Genomic DNA, 21,684 nt, shown 5'->3' on the forward strand with positions numbered 1-21,684 from the left:
ACTCGATAGATAATTCAATAGATTCCGCCGAGTACGACTTTGTCTTCAGAGGGCCTTCAGCCATTACTATGTATAATTCTGTAACCACGACGCATGATATCGACCACCTGATCGACACAGTGGTGCAGCGGGCCCGCGACAGTTTTCCCGTCCGGGACCATGAGAACATTGAGCGATTTATTCGCCAGTATCTGGCCGGTGTATCCCGGGAAGATCTGTCCGAACGACAACTGGAGGACCTGTACGGTGCAGTGATCTCACACTGGAACCTGGCGCGTCGGCGTCGTTCGCAGCAGATATTGATCCGGGTGCAAAATCCAAACGTTGAAGAGCATGGCTGGCAATCCACGCATACGGTGGTGGAAGTCATTCAGCAGGATATGCCATTTCTGGTCGACTCCATTCGTATGGCGTTGAACCGTTACGGACTGACAGTACATTTGATTGTTCATCCTGTAATGCGTATCGAGCGGGATGAACAAGGTCGTATCAATCAGGTTTTCGATGCATCTGATATCGGTGATGAGACCTCGAATGAGGCCTGTATGTATTTTGAAGTCGATCGGCAGAGCGATCCGGAAATATTACAGGAATTACACAATGAGATTGAGCGGGTACTTCAGGATATCAAGGTCTGCGTCAGGGATTGGCAGCCGATGCGGGAACAATTAAGAACTATCGTCGAGTCGATAAAGCAGACTCCACTCCCACTGAATGAAGAGCAAATTGAGGAAGATATTGCGTTCTTGCAATGGCTGGATCAGGACCACTTTACCTTTATCGGTTATCGTGAATATGCGCTGGAACGGACAAAGGGTAAAGAATCTTTGAAAATTATTGCAGACTCCGGTCTGGGTATATTGAGCCGGAGTTCGGGAACTGAATATTCCAGAAGCTTCGATCAATTACAGCCGCAAGCCAGGCAAAAAGCCCATGATCCTGCATTATTGATACTGACCAAAAGTAATTCCAGAGCCACCATACATCGGCCCGGCTACCTCGACTATATCGGGATCAAGCGGTTCGATGATGCGGGAAAGGTGATCGGGGAGTCCCGCTTTCTGGGACTTTATACCTCCGCAGCATATATTCGCCGGGCGACGGATATCCCGATGCTGCGGCGCAAGGTGCAGTACGTTATGCGACGCTCCGGTTTTCGACCGCACAGCCATTCACAAAAGACGCTGCTGAATATCGTCGAGACTCTGCCGCGTGATGAGCTGTTTCAGTGTACAGAGGACGAACTGTATGAGATAGCGCACACTATTCTGCAACTTCAGGAGCGCCAACGGGTACGGGTAATTATACGCCCCGATGCCTATGGACGCTTTGTTTCCTGCCTGATTTACATTCCACGGGATCGCTTCAATACCGATATTCGGCTCAAGGTTCAGGGGGTTCTCGCTGATCTGTTCAATGCGCAGGAGATGGATTTTACCGTCTGGCTGACAAACTCGGTACTGGCCCGGTTGCATTTGATACTGCATCTACCCCCGGGGAGGGTGCCTCAATATGATATTGGCAAAATTGAAAAACAGATAGCGGCCACTATTCGCAGCTGGAAGGACGAACTGCATGCCGCGCTGATTCATGAATATGGCGAGGAACAGGGCAATAGACTGTTGCAGGAGTATAACACTGCCTTTCCGGCATCTTATCAGGGAGACTACTCAGCAGAAATCGCGGTACTCGATATTTACAAGCTTGAAGCTCTGGCAGACGGGCCGGAACTGGGAATGAGGTTGTATCATCCGGTAGAGGCGCCGCCGGAGAAAATACGCTTCAAATTGTTTCACAAAAAAGAGCCGTTATCCCTCTCTTTACTGTTACCCGTCCTGGAAAACATGGGGCTCAAGGTGATTGATGAGCGTCCACATCGCCTGTATCCGGCCGGGCGATCCATGATCTGGCTGCACGATGTCGGAATGGTATATGCGTATGAAGGGCAACTGGACACGGAGCAGGTCCGGAATATTTTCCAGGATGCCTTTGTCCGTATCTGGTATGGCGAGGTGGAAAACGATGGGTTAAATGCCCTGGTGTTGCGCGCCCGGCTTGACTGGCGTGAAGTTGTGGTGATTCGAAGCTGTGTCAAATATCTTAAACAGACCGGCTTCCCGTTCAGTCAGAACTATATGGAACAGGCGCTGGTCGAGCATCCCCGGATTGCCCGAATGCTGGTGGATCTGTTTCTGGCGCGCTTCGATCCCGATGAACAGGCCCAGGCCAGCGAACGTAACGAGCATATCTGTGATGCGATTCAACGCTCGCTGGACGAGGTTCCGACACTCGATGCGGATAGGATATTGCGCCGCCTGTTTATCCTGATTCAGGCCATGCTGCGAACTAACTACTTTCAGACGATCAGCCAGCAGCTGCCTAAACCCTATCTGTCGTTCAAACTGGACCCCCACAAAGTCCCCGATCTGCCCAACCCTCAACCCCGGTTCGAGATATTCGTTTATTCACCACAAACCGAGGGAGTGCATCTGCGAGGGGGGCAAGTCGCGCGGGGTGGTATTCGCTGGTCCGATCGTCAGGAAGATTTTCGTACCGAGGTCTTTGGTCTGATGAAGGCCCAGATGGTGAAAAACGCCGTTATTATCCCGGTTGGTGCGAAGGGCGGTTTCATCGTGAAACAGAACCTGCGCGGTCTGGAACGCGATGAGCTAAACCGGGAGGTTGTCAGTTGTTACAAAACTTTTATTCGAGGCTTGCTGGATTTAACCGACAACCTGGTGGATGACAAACCGGTCCCGCCTCCCAGGGTGGTGTGCCATGATGACCCGGATCCCTATCTGGTAGTGGCGGCCGACAAGGGAACCGCGTCTTTCTCGGATACTGCCAATGCCATTGCGCGGGAGTATAACTTCTGGCTGGATGATGCCTTTGCTTCCGGGGGCTCGACCGGTTACGACCATAAAAAAATGGGCATTACCGCACGCGGTGCCTGGGAATCGGTCAAACGTCACTTTCGTCAAATCGGCAAGGATATTCACAAGGAGGACTTTACCGTCGCGGGTATCGGGGATATGGGCGGTGACGTCTTTGGCAACGGCATGTTGTTATCCCGTCATATCCGGCTGATAGCGGCCTTCAATCACAAGGAAATCTTTCTGGACCCCGAGCCGGACCCTGAAACCAGTTTCAGGGAACGCGAGCGCCTGTTCAATTTACCCCATTCCAACTGGTCCGATTATGATCCGGCACTCATCTCCAAAGGCGGAGGTGTTTATTCCCGCTCTGCAAAATCCATAACCCTGTCCGCACCGGTGAGAAGAGCACTGCAAGTGGACGCAGACTCACTGACACCTAACCAACTAATTACGGCGATTCTCAAAGCACCGCTCGAACTACTCTGGAACGGGGGTATCGGGACATTCGTCAAGGCCAGCGATGAAACTCACGATGATGCCGATGATCGCCTGAACGATGCATTGCGGATTGATGCCGACGAGCTGCGTTGTCAGGTGATCGGGGAAGGCGGGAACCTGGGGTTCACGCAGCAAGCCCGCATCGAATTTGCCCGACAAGGCGGCCGGATGAATACCGATTTTATTGACAATTCCGGCGGGGTCGATTGTTCCGATCACGAGGTCAACATCAAGATCCTGCTCAACAAGGCGATGGGTGAGGGGCGGCTTGACGAACCACAGAGAAATCAGCTTCTCGAAAGTATGACCGAGGATGTTGCCAGACTGGTTCTGATTAACAATTATCAACAGAGCGAGGCACTTTCGCTCAGTGAATATCTCGCACCGACATTGCTGGATGAACATATCCGGCTGATGCGCACGATGGAGCGCAAGGAACTGTTACAACGCCGGACCTGGAGTTTGCCTGATGATGAAAATCTGTCAGCACGGCGCAGCACCGAACAGGGACTGAGTCGGCCTGAACTTGCTGTGTTGCAGGCGTTTAGCAAGATCGATCTCTATCAGGAGCTACTGGCTTCCGATGTGGTTGATGAAGCTTATCTGGTCAATGAACTGCCGATTTACTTCCCTGCGGCGATTGCCCGCGAATATCCCCAATATATGAACAACCACCCGTTACGCCGGGAAATTATTGCGACATTCATTGCCAATAGCATGATTAACCGGATGGGAATGGCGTTTGCATTTCGCCTGCACGATCATACCGGTGCCCCGATTTCCGAGATCGCCTGTGCCTATCTGGTAACCCGCAGAATCTTTGATTTACCCGGTTTGTGGCGAGAGCTCGCTTTACTCGATAACCGGGTCAAGGCTTCTGTCCAGATGGATATGTTAAGCACAATCCGCCGCCTCGCCAATCAGTCCACATTATGGTTGTTACAAAATGTACCGCGTCCTCTGGATATAGGCGTCACCACCGAAAAGTATATGGACAGTGTGAGTTCCCTGATTGATACCTTGCCAGGTCAGGTTGTTGAGGAAGACAGTGAAGCGTTGGCAAAAGTGGCAGAGAATTATCAGGAACAGGGCGTTCCCGAATCCTTTGCCTGGACGGTGGCAGGACTTCCCTACCTGTTTCCGGCGCTCGATATGGTTGAAGTGACCTTGCAAACCGGACAAAGTCCGGTATTTGTTGCCCAGGTGTTCAATCGGCTGGGAGCGGAATTGGAGTTGCACTGGTTACGGGATCAGATTGATCGGTTATCCCGTAAAGAGCACTGGACACGTCTGGCGCGCTCCGCCCTGCGTGATGAGTTGTATCGCCTGCAGCGCCTGTTGACGATAAACGTATTGGGTTCCGAGAATATAAACCTCGACGCGAAACGGTTGTTCGAAAACTGGCGAGAGTCTCATGATTCGGTGCTGGAACGCTACGATCGACGTTTTGTGGAATTCAAATCGGCGCATGTGGATCTGGCTTTGCTCAACGTGGCGTTGAATGAACTGCAAAAGTTGATTCGTAATCTCGAAGAATCCGGGGAATCATGAAAAGAGCTGCTTTCCTGCCATTCTGCAACCCATAACTTATACAAAAGCCCGGCGTACAGTCGGGCTTTTTACAGGGCTTTATGCCGTTTATGCCTCGGCTACCGAGGCGGCATAGTCGGTTTGTTGTTTCTTGTGCTGACCTGTTCCCTTGACCAGCGCACCGGAATAGCCAGGGCACCACTGAGTAAAGCCAGTGCCAGAGTTCCCTGGCTGATGTTACTTGGCAGACTTCTGGTGCTTTCGGAAAGAAATCGTGCTAATCAGTTCCAGGCCAGCCAGCTGGGTCAGGCTTTTGCCGGTATCGGGATTGAAAAACTGGACGTGGCGCTGGAGGTGGGCTCCACGGTCACGCTTGTCGAGATGCTGGGACGGGGCAAGCACGTCAGTTACCTGTCCCGCTTCGCCGTGAAGGATAAAGTGGCTGCCGACGATCTTTATCACCTCAAAGTCACCGGGTTCGGGATTCAGCGAAGCTTGTGGTTTGCCCGCAATTGTTCACACCTGAATCACCCGGTGGCAGAGGCTTTTATCGGTATGTTGTTACACTCGCCGATTAGCTACGTTTGACGCTTTAATTTTGCAGCACAAACGCCTGTTCCACGGTGAAGTTACCCACGCCCTTGTAATTGGTCATGGTCCAGCCGTTTTCTTCCAGATGTTCGCTCATTTCCTTGTTCATTTGCGGATTGCCGCACATCATCACTCGATCCTGCTCCGGATCTACGGCGGGCAAATCCAGTTGTTTGGCAAGTTCACCAGAGCGGAACAGATCCGCGCCGCGTGCTATGTTGGGGAACTCTTCCCGGGTGACTGTCGGCACGTACAGGAACGAATCCCCGTGCAGCGCTTCCAGCTCGTCACGGTAGGCCAGAGCCGGTGAATGGCGCACACTGTGAACCAGAATGACACGCTCGAAATGCTCAAAAGCTTCACTGGAGCGTACCAGTGACATAAACGGCGCCAGACCGGTGCCGGTGGCCAGCATGTACAGATGTCGTCCCGGCTTTACGTGATTCAGAGTCAATGAACCGGTACTTTTGGTATTGATCCAGATGGAACTGCCGGAGTCGGCTTCGGCCAGATGACTGGTAAGGGGGCCGTCCGGTACCGCAATACTCAAAAATTCCAGCTGGTCATCATCATTGGTCGAGACGATCGAATAGGCTCGGGGAATCAGTTTTCCTTCCGGGCGCAGGCCCAGCGTAACAAATTCCCCGTTTTTAAATTCAAAACCTTCCGGTCGGGTCGTCGTAAAGGTAAAGATGTTCTCCGACCAGGGGCGTTTGGAAGTAATCGTCTGTTCTGAATAGGGCATACTGAAATCCGTTTAACCTGAATAGTACCTATTATGTCAGGTCGGATAGGGGGGGAATCAACCCCTGCCGTGAGGGGTTATGAGTAAAGTTGGCAGTCGGCAGTCGAAAATCCGAAATATCACAGTGGTTACTGCCAGCTGTACAGTAATTTAATTTCATGCGCCCAGTTATCGGGATCGGGCGTTTCCAGCACCATCGGGATAGCGTCGAATCGTTTGTCCTGCATGATGTACTGAAACACGGCCAGCCCCAGTTTGCCTTTTTCCAATGATTCATGCCGGTCGACCCGATCGCCCAGGTCCGGTTTTGAACCATTAAGATGCAGACCACGCAAATACCCAAAGCCGACGATCTCATCAAATTCCCGGAATGTTGCATCACAGGCATCGGCTGTGCGCAGATCATAACCGGCCGTGAAGGTGTGACAGGTATCGATGCAAACCCCGACCCGGCTCTTGTCTTCAACCTGTTCGATGATTTTGGCCAGATGCTCAAACCGGTAACCGAGGTTGGTGCCCTGGCCGGCGGTGTTTTCGATCACGGCGGTGACGCCCCGGGTCTGTTCCAGTGCCTGGTTGATGGAGTCGGCCACGCTGGCCAGGCTCTGTTGTTCGCTGATCTTGTTCAGATGGGAGCCGGGATGAAAATTCAGCAGCGGCAGGCCGAGTTGCTCACAGCGCTGCATCTCGTCGACAAACGCATAGCGGGATTTTTCCAGGGCGGTTTTTTCCGGGTGCCCAAGATTAATCAGATAACTGTCGTGGGGCAGGACCTGTTCGGCGGCGATACCCACCTGTTGTAAATTGGCTTTAAACGCATCGATCGCCTCGGTGCTCAGCGGTTTGGCCTGCCACTGGCGCTGGTTTTTGGTGAACAGGGCAAAGGCGCGAGCCCCGATGGCCTGCGCATTGAGCGGGGCGTTCTGCACGCCGCCGGCGGCACTGACATGGGCACCTATATATTTCATGCGGCTCATTATATAGAGGGTCGCGGGGCCGCCACCAGCTTCTGATTAACATAAGTTACTGATTTTAGTAAAAATACTTGAAATTTCAGGCGATTTCCGGGATCATCGCCGCTTTATTGTCCATCCCGGCCCATTTTGAGAGTTTGCCTATGTCCCAGGATATCCATTCGGATCGCGTCTTGATCCTCGATTTCGGTTCCCAGTACAGCCAGTTGATTGCCCGTCGGGTACGCGAAGCCGGTGTTTATTGTGAATTGCATCCCTGGGATATGGAACAAACGGCAATTCGGGATTTCGCACCTAACGGGATCATTCTCTCGGGCGGACCGGAAAGCACCACGGCTGAAAATGCGCCGCTGGCCTGGCCGCTGATCTTCGAGCTGGGCATCCCGGTGCTGGGTATCTGTTACGGCATGCAGACCATGGCCATGCAACTGGGGGGCAAGGTGGAAACCAGTGACCGGCATGAGTACGGCTATGCCCAGGTACGCGCCCATGGCCATACCCCGTTACTCAAGGATATCGAGGATCATGCCAGCCCCGAAGGGTATGGGTTGCTCGATGTGTGGATGAGTCACGGGGATCGGGTCATCGAACTGCCGCCGGGTTTCAAACTGATGGCTTCCACCGAGAGTGCACCGATTGCCGGGATCGCCGATGTGGAGCGTCATTTTTATGGTCTGCAGTTTCATCCCGAGGTCACCCATACCAATCAGGGTCAGCGAATCATTGAACGTTTCGTGCATGATATCTGTGGCGGCCGCCGTCTGTGGACGCCGGAGAATATTATTGATCAGAGTATCGACGAAATTCGCGAGCAGATCGGTGAGGATGAAGTGGTGCTCGGTCTCTCCGGTGGCGTGGATTCCTCGGTAGTTGCAGCGTTACTGCACAAGGCTATCGGTGATCAGCTGACTTGCGTCTTTGTCGATAACGGCCTGTTGCGTTATCAGGAAGGCGAGCAGGTGATGGCGACCTTTGCCGAACATATGGGGATTCGGGTCATCCGCGTGGATGCCGAGGAATTGTTTCTGGGCAAGCTCAAGGGCGTCAGTGATCCTGAAGAGAAGCGCAAGATCATCGGCAATACATTTATCGACGTCTTCGATGATGAGGCTAGCAAGTTGACCAATGCCACCTGGCTGGCGCAGGGCACCATCTATCCCGATGTCATTGAATCGGCCGGCGCCAGTACCGGCAAGGCACATTTGATTAAATCCCATCATAACGTGGGCGGCCTGCCGGAGAATATGAAACTCAAGCTATGCGAACCCCTGCGTGAACTGTTCAAGGACGAGGTACGCAAGATCGGCGTGGAGTTGGGGCTGCCCTTCGATATGGTCTATCGTCACCCGTTTCCCGGACCGGGACTCGGAGTGCGAATTCTCGGTGAAGTTAAAAAGGAATATGCTGATCTGCTGCGACTGGCTGATGCTATTTATATCGAGGAGCTGCGCAAGCACGAGTTGTACGACAAGGTGAGCCAGGCCTTTACCGTTTTTATGCCGGTCAAATCAGTCGGGGTTACCGGCGACGGCCGGCGTTATCAATATGTAGTGGCACTGCGCGCCGTCGAGACCATCGACTTTATGACCGCTCGCTGGGCGCACCTGCCCTATGAATTTCTGGATCATGTTTCGCGGCGGATTGTGAACGAGATCGATGGTATCTCCCGGGTAGTTTACGACATTACCGGCAAACCGCCCGGCACTATCGAGTGGGAATAACATGCGCGAAGTAGTTCTGATTAATATCACTGGCCGGGATCGGCCGGGCCTGACGGCCCGGTTAACCGGTGTGCTGGCCGATTACGATATACCGGTACTGGACATTGATCAGTCGGTGACGCACAACAGCCTGGCATTGGGTTTGCTGGTGATGGCACCCGAGGAAGGCAGTAACTGTTCTCTGTTCAAGGACCTGTTGTTCAGCGCCCATGAACTGGATCTGGATATCCGCTTTACTCCCATCAAGGAACAGGATTACGAGCAGTGGGTGGCCCGCCAGGGGCAGGCCCGGCATATCGTAACCCTGCTGGGACGGCAGATTACCGCTCGACATATTGCCCGGGTCACCGAAGTAGTAGAGAAAAACGGGTTTAATATCGAGGATATCAGCCGGCTTTCGGGGCGACTTTCATTACATCAATCAGACCAGCACAGCGGGGCTGCGGCCATACAGCTGACCCTGACCGGGGAAGTTCAGGATATCCCGGGGATGCATGCCCAGTTTTTACAGATCGCGCAGGATATGCAAATCGATGTTGCCGTGCAGGAGGATAACCTCTATCGGCGCAGTCGTCGCCTGGTCTGCTTTGATATGGACTCGACCTTGATCCAGACCGAGGTGATCGACGAGCTGGCCAGAGTGGCCGGTATCGGCGATCAGGTGGCCGCCATTACTGAATCGGCCATGCGCGGTGAGATCGATTTTTCCGAGAGTTTCCGTCAGCGCATGGCGCTGCTGGCGGGGCTTGAAGAGTCAAGCTTGCAACAGATTGCCGAAAACCTGCCGATTACCGAAGGCGCCGAACGACTCATCTCCACTCTCCGACACTTCGGTTACAAGGTCGCGATACTCTCTGGCGGTTTTACCTATTTCGCCAACCATCTGAAAGCGAAGTTGGGTGTCGATTATGTCTATGCCAACCAGCTTGACTTTGAAAACGGCAAGCTGACCGGTAAGGTAAAAGGCGATATCATCGACGGACAGATGAAAGCGAAACTCCTGCAGCAGCTCGCCGAACAGGAGGGGATCAGCACGGAACAGGTAATCGCCGTCGGCGACGGCGCCAACGATCTGCCCATGCTGTCCATCGCCGGCCTGGGGATTGCGTTTCATGCCAAACCACTGGTGCGCGAACAGGCACAGCATTCCATCGCTACCCTGGGACTGGATGCGATTTTGTATCTGCTGGGCATGCGCGATCGTGATCTCCGGTCATTGGCGAATAGCCAGGAACTGTAAATAACGCAGAGGACGCGGAGGCGCAAAGAACACAAAGATAAGGGAGTAGGCTGCGTACTGCGCACTCCATTCTTGATGAGAGGATAAAGCTGCGGGGGACACAACCTGATTCTGTGGATGTTGTCGCTTCATTCTATTCAAGTTCAGGAGTTCGCTGTCCGTGAATCAGGTTTGAATGGCTTGTTCTCTGTGTCCTCCAGGGTAGAAAATCATTGAATTGAACATGAATGATGAATTGCAACAAATAGAAACCGAGGCGCTGGATGAGTTCTGGATGCAGCGGGCGCTGGAACTGGCGCGTCGGGCCGAGGCGGCCGGGGAGGTGCCGGTGGGGGCAGTAGTTGTTCGGGATGAACAGGCGATCGGCGAGGGCTGGAATCAGCCGATTGGCAGTCATGATCCCAGCGCCCATGCCGAGATGAGTGCCCTGCGCGATGCGGCGCAACGCTCGGGAAATTATCGCTTGCCCGATACCACGCTCTACGTGACTCTGGAGCCCTGTGTGATGTGCGCCGGCGCGATTATTCACTCGCGTGTCAAACGGGTGGTGTTTGGTGCCCGGGATGCCAAAACCGGAGCCGCTGGCAGTGTCTTCGATATATTGAACAGTGATAAACATAATCATCGGGTCGAGATTCGTGCTGAGGTACTGGCCGGAGAATGCGGGAGTCTGTTGACGAATTTCTTCCAGACCCGACGTGAAGCCAGCAAAAAAAGCTGATTCACGTGAGGGCGTTTGGTAAGGGTTACAATGCCGGCGAAGAATAGGCCAGAATCGAGCTGGGAATCTGCCCCGGTGCCGGAGTGGTACGCAAGTGCCAGCGCAGAATGTCGTAATAACTGCGAATATTATTGACATAGGTTACCGGCTCATGTCCGCGAGCATAGCCGTAACGGGTTCGTTGATACCATTTTTGCTGTGTTAACAGCGGTAAATTGGTTTTAACGTCGGACCATTTGTTCGGATCGCCACCGAGTTGTTCGGTAATCCCCTGTACATCGCGCACATGTCCGAGGCCCACATTATAAGCAGCCAGGGTGAACCACATCCGATCGTCTTCGGGAATATCCTCAAAACGTTGATAGAGGCTCTTGATATAGCGGGCACCGCCCTCAATGCTCTGAGCCGGATCGGTCCGATCCGCAATACCCAGCTGCTCGGCCGTGACGTTGGTCAGCATCATCATCCCGCGTACGCCAGTGGGTGATACAGCCAGTGGGTTCCAGTGTGACTCCTGATAGGCAACCGCTGCAATCAGACGCCAGTCGAGGTCATTTTGCCTGGCCGCTGTTTCGAACAGTGCCTGATAGTTCGGCATGCGACTGCGCATATGATGCATGAAGAACGGCGTCCCGGCGTAGTCATAATTACGCACGTATTCATAATTCTGTTTCACCCTGTGCGCAAGTTCACCCGATTCGCGTTGTGTCTCGAAGAAATGCTTCACTTCGTTATAGAGAGAGGTGTCTTCACTGCGGGGCAGAGCCCAGGCGAGCTGCCGGGGCTTTGACAGGTCGAAGGCCACTCGCAGTTCGGGGAAATAGCGCCGGTTAATCGCTATTTCGTTGGAATCGGCAACGGTATAATCAATCAGTCCCTGGGCCACCAGAGACAGCAATTCGGTACTGCCTGCTTGCGGGTTTTCATGCCATTGCAGATCGGGATGTGACTGTTGTATCTGGTGTAACTGTTCGGCATGGCTACTGTTGGCAACGATTTCCAGATAGCCTTGTCGGACATCAGAAAAATCCCGCGGTTCGGGCAGGCTGCCCTGTCGATACACCAGTTGTGGTGTGATTTGCTGATACGCCGGGGCAAAACGGACCTGGTGGCGACGCTGTTCGGTCACGCTCAGGCCGGCGGCGGCCAGATCGGCACGGCCTTTACGCAGGCCGATAAACATCTCTTCCAGATTGTCTTTGACGACCAGTTTCAGGCGTACGCCAAGGTGATCGGCAAAGGACCGGGCCAGTTCATATTCCAGACCGGCCGGGCCCCGGGGCCCCTGGTAATAGGTAGTGGGGCCATTGCGGGTGTAAACACGCAGCTCACCGCTGTCCAGCACCTGTTCCAGCGCACTATGCTGCGGTGTACAGGCGTTGAGCAGGATGCCTGTCAGCGCCGCTGCGCCCAGCAGCGTTGCGAAAACCCGTTGTTGCATTCGGTTTTTACCTTATTGGTTTGTGAACTGGTTATCGGTTCATCAGTCAAATTCTGGAGTACAATCGCCAAACTGCAAGTCCGTCCCGGGCTTTTCGGCCGCAGGATAAAAAATTTTAATATTATAACAGCCTAATATTTACCAATCACGCCCCGGGCCCCCTCTGTATGATTATCTATATAACCCCTTGATAAATAATGATATAGCGATCTCCCGGCCTCCTGACCGTCTCCGGAGCAGGGTGTGGGAGAACGGATTGGCATTGCACCGCCCGGGCATCTGGTTTAACCTTGCGCGCCTTCGTGCAATGCCTTCGGCATTGCACGGGTACCAGGTTCTGGTGACTAGAAACTGATCAGGAGAGGTGTCCGAGTGGTTGAAGGAGCACGCCTGGAAAGTGTGTATACGGTAACCCCGTATCGAGGGTTCGAATCCCTCCCTCTCCGCCAAAATAAATAATAAAGGGGCCTTACGGCCCCTTTTCATTTGGGGGGTGAGGAAGGTCATGATGAGAATTTTTCGGCTGTCCGGATCGACAGAACGACGTACAGGATGCCCTCGTGTCGCGAGAGGGCAGGGATTGCCGGGAGCGGCCAGCCAATTTGAACAGCCGGTGACTTCACGCCATCAAATACTCCCCCCGATTTTGTGTAACAGGGACAAAAGTTTGCTCTACATTCACCTGTCTCCGCGCCATGCCTCGCCTTAACCTCCTATTCTGCACGCGTGAACCGGCCCCCGTTGTGACACATGGAACGCGGGGGTGAGGGACGTGGAATCACTGTACCCGGCGTCGATGATGGCGGGCATGACACCGTTGCATGAAACCCGACTGGATCAGGTGTTACGCCGGCTAAAGGGGAGCGGGGCGCGGCGGGTGCTGGATCTGGGTTGCGGGGCGGGACATCTGTTGTATCGTCTGGCCAGGGAGCGGCAGTTCGAGGCGATCGTCGGCCTGGAAAGCTGCACTCATTCTCTCCTGCTGGCCAGAAACCTGTTGAGCGGGTATCTGGATGACGCGTCGCAGCGGCTATCTCTGATCAGCAGCTCCTATACTGAAGCCCAGCCTTCCCTGTGCGGCTATGATGCTGCCGCGATGGTAGAGACCATCGAACATCTCAAGCCCGGCGCGTTGTCGGCTGCAGAGCAGGTAGTATTCGGGCAGATGCGTCCGCGTGTGGTATATGTCACCACACCCAATCGCGAATATAACTCGCTGTACGGCTTGTCTCCCGGCCAGTTGCGCGAGGCGGATCATGAATTCGAGTGGGACCGCGATCGCTTCTGCCTCTGGTCGCAGGGGATTGCCCGGCGTAACGGCTACCGGGTGATGATGGGCGGCATCGGCGATCACGATCCCGAGTTCGGTCAACCGACCCAGACCGCGTTTTTTATCCGGCAGGAATAACCCCTACCAGTGATTGTTTATCTTTACCCTTCGAGGAGTCTTTTCCGTGCTGGATGATCTCAAACAACGTTTTTCCCATCCCCAGGTGCGTTTCTATCAACACGATCAGTTAATCATGATAGAGCTGAACAATCGCCATGGCTCGGCCACTCTGACCACCCATGGTGGCACGCTGCTCGGTTATCGGCCCGCCGGCGGCGAGGAGGTGATCTGGCTCAGCGAGACGGCCGTCTATGACGGTAGCAAGCCGGTACGCGGCGGCGTTCCGATCTGCTGGCCCTGGTTCGGCCCCTATGATCCACAGGGCATGGGCGAGGACCCGACCGATGCGGCCAAAAAAGCCCACGGCGTGGCACGTTATGAGCTGTGGGACGTGGCCTCGGTGCGCAGCCTGGCGGGCGACGCCACCGAGATGATATTACAACTTGAACCCAATGATTCCATTCGCCAGGCCTGGCCATGGCCATTTGTGTTGAAACTGATAGTCACACTCGGCGAGATACTGACCCTGGAGCTGATTGGCGAGAACCGCAGCGATCGCGACTGGGTAGTCTCCGAAGCCTTTCACACCTATTTCCGTGTCGCCCATGCGGACGGGTTGACCCTCGAGGGTATGGACAATGCCACGTATATTGACAAACGGCGTGACGGACAGCGTTTTATTCAGTCGGGACCACTGCAGGTGAGCATGCCTATGGACTGCGTGTACGTCGACCATCCCCATCAGGTCACTCTCGATGACCACGGCAATCAGCGCCAGATCGTGATGCAGAAGACTCACAGTCTCAGCACGGTCGTCTGGAATCCGGGTGCTGAAGGCGCGAAAGGCTTTGCCGACATGCCCGACGATCAGTATATGCATATGGTCTGCGTCGAGGCGGCCAATGCGCTGGATAACACCTATACCCTCAGGGCGGGGGAATTACATCGCATGGCAATGACCCTCACGGTGCGCTGAATACCGATTTGTAGTACCCCATTGTAAGCCGTGTCGAGATCAAACCCGCTTCTGACAGGTTGCCGGCTTTTGCTGTTAAGCTAGGGTCATTTGGGTAAGTCGACCCGGATGATTTGAAACAGTGCAGGAAGAGATTCTCAAAGCGGTCAATGAACTGCGCCAGCTCGACCCGGAGCAGCGGTCCGAGGCGTTATTGCAGTTTACGCCGCACCAGGCGCGGGTAGTTTTCGAGCAACTGGAAGCCCCGCTGCAGCAGGAAATGCTCGACTGGCTGCCGGATGCCCTGGTCGATCGCCTGGTGGCCGATCTGGACCCCGATGATCGTGTGCGTCTGCTGGATACCTTACCTGAATCGGTTGCCAATAGACTGCTGAGTCGCCTCGATCTGCGCGAGTGGCGACTGACCCACAAGCTGCTCTCTTATCCGGAGGAGAGCGCGGGGCGTATCATGACCCCGGAGTATCTGTCTTTGTTGCCCTCGATGACCGCGAAGCAGGCGTTCGGCCTGATCCAGCGTGATGGGAAAAGCGCCGATACAATTGATGCCTTGCCGGTACTGAATCGCGATGGTCATCTGGTTGGCCTGGTCATGCTCAGCACCCTGGTCCTGGCGGAGCCGGAACAAACCGTGGCAGCACTGATGCTGGACCAGGTTCCGACAGCGGACCCGCTAATGGATCAGGAAGAGGTAGCGCGATTGATTCAGGCTGCGGATCTGTTGGCTCTGCCGGTAGTGGACGAGGACGGACGGCTGCTCGGAGTGATCACAGTGGATGATGCAATGGACATCATTCAGCTGGAACATGAAGAAGATTTCGCTCGGGCCGGGGCCAGCGCGCCCATGGGGCGGCCTTACTTTTCCATTTCGCTGTTCGGATTGACCCGGGCACGGTTTGTCTGGTTGTTATTACTGGCGATCGCTGGCGGGCTTACCGTCCAGGTACTGGAGGCATTTGAATCTCTGCTGGAACAGGCGATCAGCTTATCTTTGTTTATTCCCTTATTGATCGGTGTTGGCGGCAACAGTGGTGCCCAGTCCGCCACTACCGTGACGCGTGCTATGGCCCTGGGGGATGTGATTGCCGGGTGGACCGCAGAGTTAAGGGTAGTGTTACGCGAGGCCGCTGTCGGTTTCCTGCTGGGCACAGCGCTGGGGCTGGCAGCTTATCTGCCAGTCCTGCTAGTATTCGATGCCGCGCTGGCGAGCACTATCTCGATAACACTGGTGGCGATCTGTGCCCTGGCTACCCTGGTGGGTTCAGGCATGCCATTGTTGGCGCGTCGTGCCGGCATCGACCCGGCCGTAATGAGTGCGCCGCTGGTCACTACCCTGGTGGATGCGTGCGGTCTGCTGCTCTATTTTCTCATTGCCCGTCTGATCATGGGGTTGTAGTCATCCGGGGTGTCGAATACTGTGGACGCTCAGATGCTGTAGACCCAAAATATGAAACAGAATTCATTGTGGCCCCTGCGTGAATACACCCGAGACCCTGACCTGCCCGTTGTGCCGTCATTGTGCCGAACTGTTCTGTGCGGATCGGCGCCGGCGGTTTTATCATTGCCCGCAGTGTGATCTGATCAGCGCTGATCCCGCCGCGCATCTGGACAGGGCCGGCGAAAAGGCGGTCTATGATCTACATGAAAACGATCCGGCCGATCCGCGCTATCGGACGTTCCTGGCGCAACTGACCGAACCCCTGTTGGGGCGGCTGAGGCCGGGTATGGAAGGGCTGGATTACGGATGTGGTCCGGGTCCGACCCTGAGCGGCATGTTGCGTGAGGCGGGGATGGTGATGCACGATTACGATCCTCTCTATGCACCGGTTGAAAACTTGCTGGAGCGGACGTACGACTTTGTCACCTGTACCGAGGTGGTAGAGCATTTTTACGATCCAGGCGAAGTCTGGCCGCAGCTGGCAGCGCTGGTGCGCCCCGGAGGCTGGCTGGGGGTGATGACCTGTCTGGTAACAGAGCTTGAACCGGCGGTGTTTCGCAGCTGGGGCTACAAGGGCGATCCGACTCACGTCAGTTTCTATCGCCCGGCGACCTTCGACTGGCTCGGGCAAACCCTGGACTTCAGCGTGGAACAGGTTAGCGAACGGGTCGTTCTGATGCACAAAGCCCGGCGGTGATGTGCTACCATCGCGGTTCGGATGTTTGAAAACCCAGGGACCCGCGGCCCTTTTTGTTTCTGGGCGCATCTGCCAGTTCAATGGCAGCTTGTGCCGGTCCCCTCGCGACGATAAACCGTGAACCCGGTCAGGCCCGGAAGGGAGCAGCCGTAGCGGTGGACTCGGGCGCCGGGGTGTGGCTGGTACGAGCTGTCACCCTATTTCAGTGACAAGGGGCGAGGTACGAGTGACGAGAAAAAGCGCAGCGTATCTCGGCCCTGTTTATGTCATAGCGCCTGCGGCGCGGTATACCGTGCGATAGGCAAGATCAATCGCGGCGCAGCCGCTCGCGATCCATCAGGCAAGCCTTTGATCTTCCTTGTCATTCGTACCTCGTCCCTCGGCCCTGTTTTCCAATTGATGCACTGCCCCGCGCAGACAGGTAGAATGGCTTTTCCATGAAGCTTCGAATGGGTTCGGAAAAAGCATGAGCTATCAGGTCCTGGCACGCAAATGGCGGCCGCGTACGTTTGATACGCTGGTGGGACAGGAGCATGTGTCGCGGGCGCTGATCAATGCGCTGGATAATGATCGGGTGCATCATGCCTTTTTGTTCACCGGTACCCGCGGGGTGGGCAAGACCACCATTGCGCGGATTTTCGCCAAATCGCTTAACTGTGAGCAGGGGGTCAGCTCACAGCCCTGTGGTGTCTGCAGTGCCTGCACCGAGATCGATCAAAACCGGTTTGTAGATTTGCTGGAAGTGGATGCCGCCTCGCGCACCAAGGTCGAGGATACGCGTGATCTGCTCGACAATGTCCAGTACGCGCCGACCCGCGGCCGTTACAAGGTGTACCTGATTGACGAGGTACACATGCTCTCCGGGCACAGTTTCAACGCCCTGCTCAAGACCCTGGAAGAGCCGCCCCCGCACGTGAAATTTCTGCTTGCCACCACTGATCCGCAAAAACTGCCGGTCACTATTTTATCCCGCTGCCTGCAGTTCAACCTGCGTCGCCTGCCGGCGGAGTTGATCGTCCAGCATCTGGAAAACGTCCTGCAACAGGAGGGCATTGAATGTGAGATGCCGGCCTTGCAGCAGCTGGCCCGTTCTGCGGATGGCAGTATGCGCGATGCACTGAGTCTGCTGGATCAGGCTATCGCCTATGGCGGCGGGGTGGTGCATGAGGCAGAAGTACGCGCCATGCTCGGCAAGCTGGATCAACAACCGGTGCTTGCACTGCTCGATGCCCTGGCCGACGGCGATGGTCAGAAGGTGCTGGAGATTATCCAGCAGGCTATCGATATCATCCCTGATTACAGCGAGGTGCTGGCGGAGCTGATCAGTCTGTTACATTCACTGGCGCTGTTGCAGCAGGTTCCCGGGGTATACCATGAGGGTATGGGCGATCAACCGGCGCTGCAGGCCCTGGCGGAAAAACTGAGCCCGGAAGATGTCCAGCTCTATTACCAGATCGCTCTTACTGGCCGGCGCGATCTGCCGCTGGCGCCGGACCCGCGCAGTGGTCTGGAAATGGCGCTGCTACGCATGCTGGCATTTCGGCCCGTAGCGGCGGGCGATAGTGGAGGGCCTGTTGCGATAAAAAAGCCGCAGGCGGAGGTGCCGCGTCCGCCACCCCCGAAACCGAAACCGGCATCGGCAGATAACACACCGGCGCCGGCCACGAGGAGACCAGCTGAACAGGAGTGGTCGACGATCGTGGGAAGTTTGCCGCTCGGGGGCGCCGTCAAGCAATTGGCGGCCCACTCGGTTTTACTGGCCCGGGAAGGCAATAGTCTCAAGCTGGCGTTGGACCAGACCGGCGCTCCACTGTATACCAGGGATCGCCAGGCCAGTTTACAACAGCAACTGAGCGAGTATTTCGGCCAGCCGATCAAGCTGAGTATCGAGGTAGGCCAGGTAGAAGGCGAAACCCCGGCGCGCCGGGAAGCTCGTGAGCGTGACGAGCGGCAAAGTGCCGCAGTGGCGTCGATTGAAAACGACGCCAATGTGAAAAATCTGATGGAAACGTTTGACGCCCGGATCAACACCGCAAGCGTGGAACCGATCGACTAAAAACCGACATCAATACGTTGAGGTAAAACTATGAAAGGCGGAATAGGCAATCTGATGAAGCAGGCCCAGCAGATGCAGGCCAACATGCAAAAAGCCCAGGAAGAGATGGCCAAACTGGAAGTTACCGGCCAGTCCGGTGGAGGGCTGGTACAGGTCACCATGACCTGCAAGCATGATGTTAAACGCGTCCAGATCGATGACAGTCTGGTGGGCGACGACAAGGAAATGCTCGAAGACCTGGTGGCTGCGGCCACTAACGACGCCGTGCGCCAGGTGGAAAAAACCGTGGAAGAAAAATTCTCCGGTATGACCGCCGGAATGAACCTGCCCGAGGGTTTCAAACTGCCATTTTAAATTATTTTCATGATTCTCTCGCCAAGCCGCAGAGACGCAAAGAAAACAAGAGATTGAGTGTTTGAAAAGCACCAGACCTATCTGGGCGGCACAAGTACTGAATAACTCAGAACTTTACCCTTCCGATTCTTTGCGCCTTTGCGCCTCTGCGAGAATTATTCAGGATAACTTTTCATGTCCTACAGTCCCCTGATTAACCAGTTAGTCGAATCGTTGCGCTGCCTGCCCGGCGTGGGGCCGAAGTCGGCGCAGCGCATGGCGTTTTATCTGCTGGATCGGGATCGCGAGGGCGGACGCCTGCTGGCCCAGACACTGCAGGAGGCCATCGAGAAGGTCGGCCATTGCGAGCAGTGCCGTAATCTGAGCGAGGCCCCGGTCTGCCAGTTGTGTGCCAGTGACAGCCGGGATCGCAGTCTGTTATGCATCGTTGAAACACCGGCCGATGTCCAGGCGATTATGCAGGCGACTGAATACAAGGGGTTGTTCTTTGTTCTGATGGGTCATTTGTCGCCACTGGACGGAATCGGTCCGCTGGATATTGGTCTGGACAAACTCGGGGAGCGTCTCGACAGCGGTGAAGTCAGCGAAGTGATTCTGGCGACCAATGCCACGGTCGAAGGTGAGGCCACTGCCCATTATATTGCCGAGATGGCCGCCCGGCGTGAAGGTATCCATGTATCGCGCATTGCCCAGGGTGTTCCGATGGGCGGTGAACTCGAATATCTTAACAGCAGTACCCTGTCGCGGGCATTCATGGAACGCCATCGCATTTGAAGTGCGAGATTATTTAGTCGAATTACTGATTCTCGTTATCAAATTTCATTATCCCGTAGTGCAGGGAGCACAGCGGGTGATTAGAGTACTTTCTGCGGATTGTTTTCCTGGATTTGCACAAGAACCTGGCCAAGCTGCTTGCACACGGTTTTGAAATGACGATAGGTGTTTTCATCTATCTGGCAATTGTTGCTGTGACGATCGGCATAAATCAGGCCCAGTGGCTGATCGTGTATATATAATGACATTGCGATAAAGGAGTTGACCTTTATCTTTTTCTGTAAGTCAGCGGGTACCAGCGACCAGAACTTTTGTCTGGTCTGATCGTTAATCAGAATTGCCTGGGTTTTTTCCATAAGCAGGCTGAAGAGATGTTTGCTGCTTAGATCAATCTCGAACCGGCTGAAAACCGGATCGTTGTTGCTGCCGATAACTTTCTCGCCGATTAATTTTCTTTTTTCCGGATCCTGGCGGGCGAAGACTACGCGATTCAGGCCCAGTCCATGATGCAGGGATTCGATAACGGTTTCTATAATCTCCTGAGGATTTTTGTCGAATATTTGCGTGTCACTAAGTTGTTGCAGTAGATCACGTATCACCGGCAATTGCGGCATCAGGCAGATATCCGCTGTCGCTTCCGGAACTTCGGCCTGCTCCGGGGCGTCGGTCCGGGTTTCCGGTTGTGAGGGCGCAATCAGCGGCAGCAACGCTGCCGCAGGCGCTACCTGGTACAGCGTGTATGAAGTATTGGCGATATGGGCAGCCAATTGATGACTGCGGGCTATAACCTCATCCAGTGGCCGGCCCAGCCATTCGGCAACCTTCTCCTCAATTTCACGGGTTTTTTTGCTGTACCAGTTAATCGCGGCATGCCGGCCCAGTTGCACGGCCAGCATGATGCCGTAAGCGCGAGGGAAACGAGCGTTTTCGGCCTGCAGGGATTCCTTGAGTAATTCCGGCAGATGCCATTGTTCGGCCAGACACAGGGTCAGCTCGTCAAGGGTAAAACCGAGCAGGACATACTGGGCTTCTTCGGAGGGCAAATGCTGTTCAATACACATCTGATCAATTTGATCTAGCAGTTCGGGAGCATGTATGGCGAGGGCCATTTCACCAAGAAAATGCAGCTGGGCGGCGGCAAACACCTCATCCGGGGTCATATCGCGCCGTTCGCGCGCCCAGGCAAGGGCTTGATAAGCGGCGTGATAGGTACGGGAAAAGGTTTTCAGCAGGCGCATTCGGGCAGCATCGGGCAGACTTTTCTCAAGATCGGGCAGTTGCTCCGGAATTTTTTGCAATTGTCCGGTGCCCAGCAACATGACTGCTTGCTGAACCGAGGTCACCTCACTGGAAAGACTGCTGCGCTTTTTATTGTTAGCCAGACGTAGCACAAAGACCGACAAACCGGGATCGCGTTCCACCACCTCGACAATCTCATGCACGGAGCGACGTTCATCGTTGTTGACGCGTCGTAACTCCTTGATTGCGCGACCAATAGCCGGAATCGGGTCGTTGCCGAACCGGTCGATCCAGTCGTTGAGGGTCCGGTTGCTCATGAAAAACCTTATCGTTGCTGGGTGCCAGGGGTAACCTGGTTATGCTGTCTATATCGGTATCCGGGCAGCAGGCTTTAGGTTGGTGAAAGATTAACCAGCATGGAATGTC

The 21,684-nt window shown here is 54.9% G+C and carries 16 protein-coding genes, 1 tRNA gene and 1 other RNA gene; 14 read left to right on the top strand and 4 right to left on the bottom strand.

The genetic code is table 11. The annotated features are described in order from the left end of the window. The first annotated feature begins 68 nt into the window (after positions 1–68). On the top strand, positions 69–4,925 hold the full coding sequence (locus R6U90_RS05330; RefSeq protein ID WP_410351638.1) for an NAD-glutamate dehydrogenase: 4,857 nt from the start codon (positions 69–71) through the stop codon (positions 4,923–4,925). Between the two features lie 120 nt (positions 4,926–5,045). Beyond that, positions 5,046–5,492, top strand: a complete 447-nt coding sequence (locus R6U90_RS05335) for a LysR substrate-binding domain-containing protein (RefSeq protein WP_410351639.1) — start codon at positions 5,046–5,048, stop codon at positions 5,490–5,492. A 4-nt stretch (positions 5,493–5,496) separates the two neighbouring features. Here R6U90_RS05335 and R6U90_RS05340 read toward each other — a convergent pair whose 3' ends face one another. Together R6U90_RS05340 and nfo are read right to left on the bottom strand one after the other, a co-directional pair. Continuing rightward, entirely contained in the window at positions 5,497–6,240 is a 744-nt protein-coding gene (locus tag R6U90_RS05340) for a ferredoxin--NADP reductase (protein WP_410351640.1), read from the bottom strand. A 128-nt stretch (positions 6,241–6,368) separates the two neighbouring features. Beyond that, positions 6,369–7,208: a deoxyribonuclease IV gene (gene nfo / locus R6U90_RS05345; protein WP_410351641.1), complete on the bottom strand. Its 840-nt coding sequence runs from the start codon at positions 7,206–7,208 to the stop codon at positions 6,369–6,371. Between the two features lie 149 nt (positions 7,209–7,357). Here nfo and guaA point away from each other — a divergent pair, with 149 nt between their 5' ends. The 3 genes from guaA to tadA all read left to right on the top strand — a co-directional run bounded on the left by guaA (position 7,358) and on the right by tadA (position 10,896). Continuing rightward, the gene (gene guaA / locus R6U90_RS05350) at positions 7,358–8,935 is read left to right on the top strand and encodes a glutamine-hydrolyzing GMP synthase (RefSeq protein WP_410351769.1); all 1,578 of its coding nucleotides are present in this window, start codon (positions 7,358–7,360) and stop codon (positions 8,933–8,935) included. Position 8,936: 1 nt separating this feature from the next. Further along, a complete protein-coding gene (gene serB, locus R6U90_RS05355) occupies positions 8,937–10,175 on the top strand; it encodes a phosphoserine phosphatase SerB (RefSeq protein ID WP_410351642.1) in 1,239 nt (412 codons plus the stop codon). Positions 10,176–10,398: 223 nt separating this feature from the next. Further along, positions 10,399–10,896, top strand: coding sequence for a tRNA adenosine(34) deaminase TadA (gene tadA / locus R6U90_RS05360; RefSeq protein WP_410351643.1), 498 nt, complete (start codon positions 10,399–10,401; stop codon positions 10,894–10,896). 25 nt (positions 10,897–10,921) lie between these two features. Here tadA and mltF read toward each other — a convergent pair whose 3' ends face one another. Next, a complete protein-coding gene (gene mltF, locus R6U90_RS05365; RefSeq protein ID WP_410351644.1) occupies positions 10,922–12,337 on the bottom strand; it encodes a membrane-bound lytic murein transglycosylase MltF in 1,416 nt (471 codons plus the stop codon). Positions 12,338–12,695: 358 nt separating this feature from the next. Between mltF and R6U90_RS05370 the strand changes: the two genes are divergently transcribed. The 9 genes from R6U90_RS05370 (at position 12,696) to recR (ending at position 20,019) form a co-directional block, all read left to right on the top strand. Next, a tRNA-Ser gene (locus R6U90_RS05370) sits at positions 12,696–12,786 on the top strand. 323 nt (positions 12,787–13,109) lie between these two features. Continuing rightward, positions 13,110–13,745 carry a methyltransferase domain-containing protein gene (locus tag R6U90_RS05375; protein ID WP_410351645.1) on the top strand — a complete coding sequence of 212 codons (636 nt, stop codon included), beginning with the start codon at positions 13,110–13,112 and terminating at the stop codon, positions 13,743–13,745. A gap of 46 nt (positions 13,746–13,791) precedes the next feature. Then, the gene (locus R6U90_RS05380) at positions 13,792–14,703 is read left to right on the top strand and encodes a D-hexose-6-phosphate mutarotase (protein WP_410351646.1); all 912 of its coding nucleotides are present in this window, start codon (positions 13,792–13,794) and stop codon (positions 14,701–14,703) included. A 121-nt stretch (positions 14,704–14,824) separates the two neighbouring features. After that, positions 14,825–16,096: a magnesium transporter gene (gene mgtE / locus R6U90_RS05385; protein WP_410351647.1), complete on the top strand. Its 1,272-nt coding sequence runs from the start codon at positions 14,825–14,827 to the stop codon at positions 16,094–16,096. Positions 16,097–16,175: 79 nt separating this feature from the next. Continuing rightward, positions 16,176–16,835: a class I SAM-dependent methyltransferase gene (locus R6U90_RS05390; RefSeq protein ID WP_410351648.1), complete on the top strand. Its 660-nt coding sequence runs from the start codon at positions 16,176–16,178 to the stop codon at positions 16,833–16,835. A gap of 91 nt (positions 16,836–16,926) precedes the next feature. Continuing rightward, positions 16,927–17,023: signal recognition particle sRNA small type (ffs, locus tag R6U90_RS05395), an RNA gene on the top strand. Between the two features lie 278 nt (positions 17,024–17,301). Further along, positions 17,302–18,891, top strand: a complete 1,590-nt coding sequence (gene dnaX, locus R6U90_RS05400; RefSeq protein WP_410351649.1) for a DNA polymerase III subunit gamma/tau — start codon at positions 17,302–17,304, stop codon at positions 18,889–18,891. A gap of 30 nt (positions 18,892–18,921) precedes the next feature. Beyond that, positions 18,922–19,245, top strand: coding sequence for a YbaB/EbfC family nucleoid-associated protein (locus R6U90_RS05405; protein ID WP_410351650.1), 324 nt, complete (start codon positions 18,922–18,924; stop codon positions 19,243–19,245). Positions 19,246–19,419: 174 nt separating this feature from the next. Next, positions 19,420–20,019, top strand: coding sequence for a recombination mediator RecR (gene recR / locus R6U90_RS05410; RefSeq protein ID WP_410351651.1), 600 nt, complete (start codon positions 19,420–19,422; stop codon positions 20,017–20,019). Between the two features lie 80 nt (positions 20,020–20,099). On the opposite strand, the gene R6U90_RS05415 is transcribed toward recR, so the two are convergent. Then, on the bottom strand, positions 20,100–21,575 hold the full coding sequence (locus R6U90_RS05415) for an HDOD domain-containing protein (RefSeq protein WP_410351652.1): 1,476 nt from the start codon (positions 21,573–21,575) through the stop codon (positions 20,100–20,102). Positions 21,576–21,684 lie beyond the last annotated feature (109 nt).

Origin of the sequence: Thiohalophilus sp. (assembly GCF_046483665.1) — a bacterium.
Classification (GTDB): domain Bacteria; phylum Pseudomonadota; class Gammaproteobacteria; order UBA6429; family Thiohalophilaceae; genus Thiohalophilus.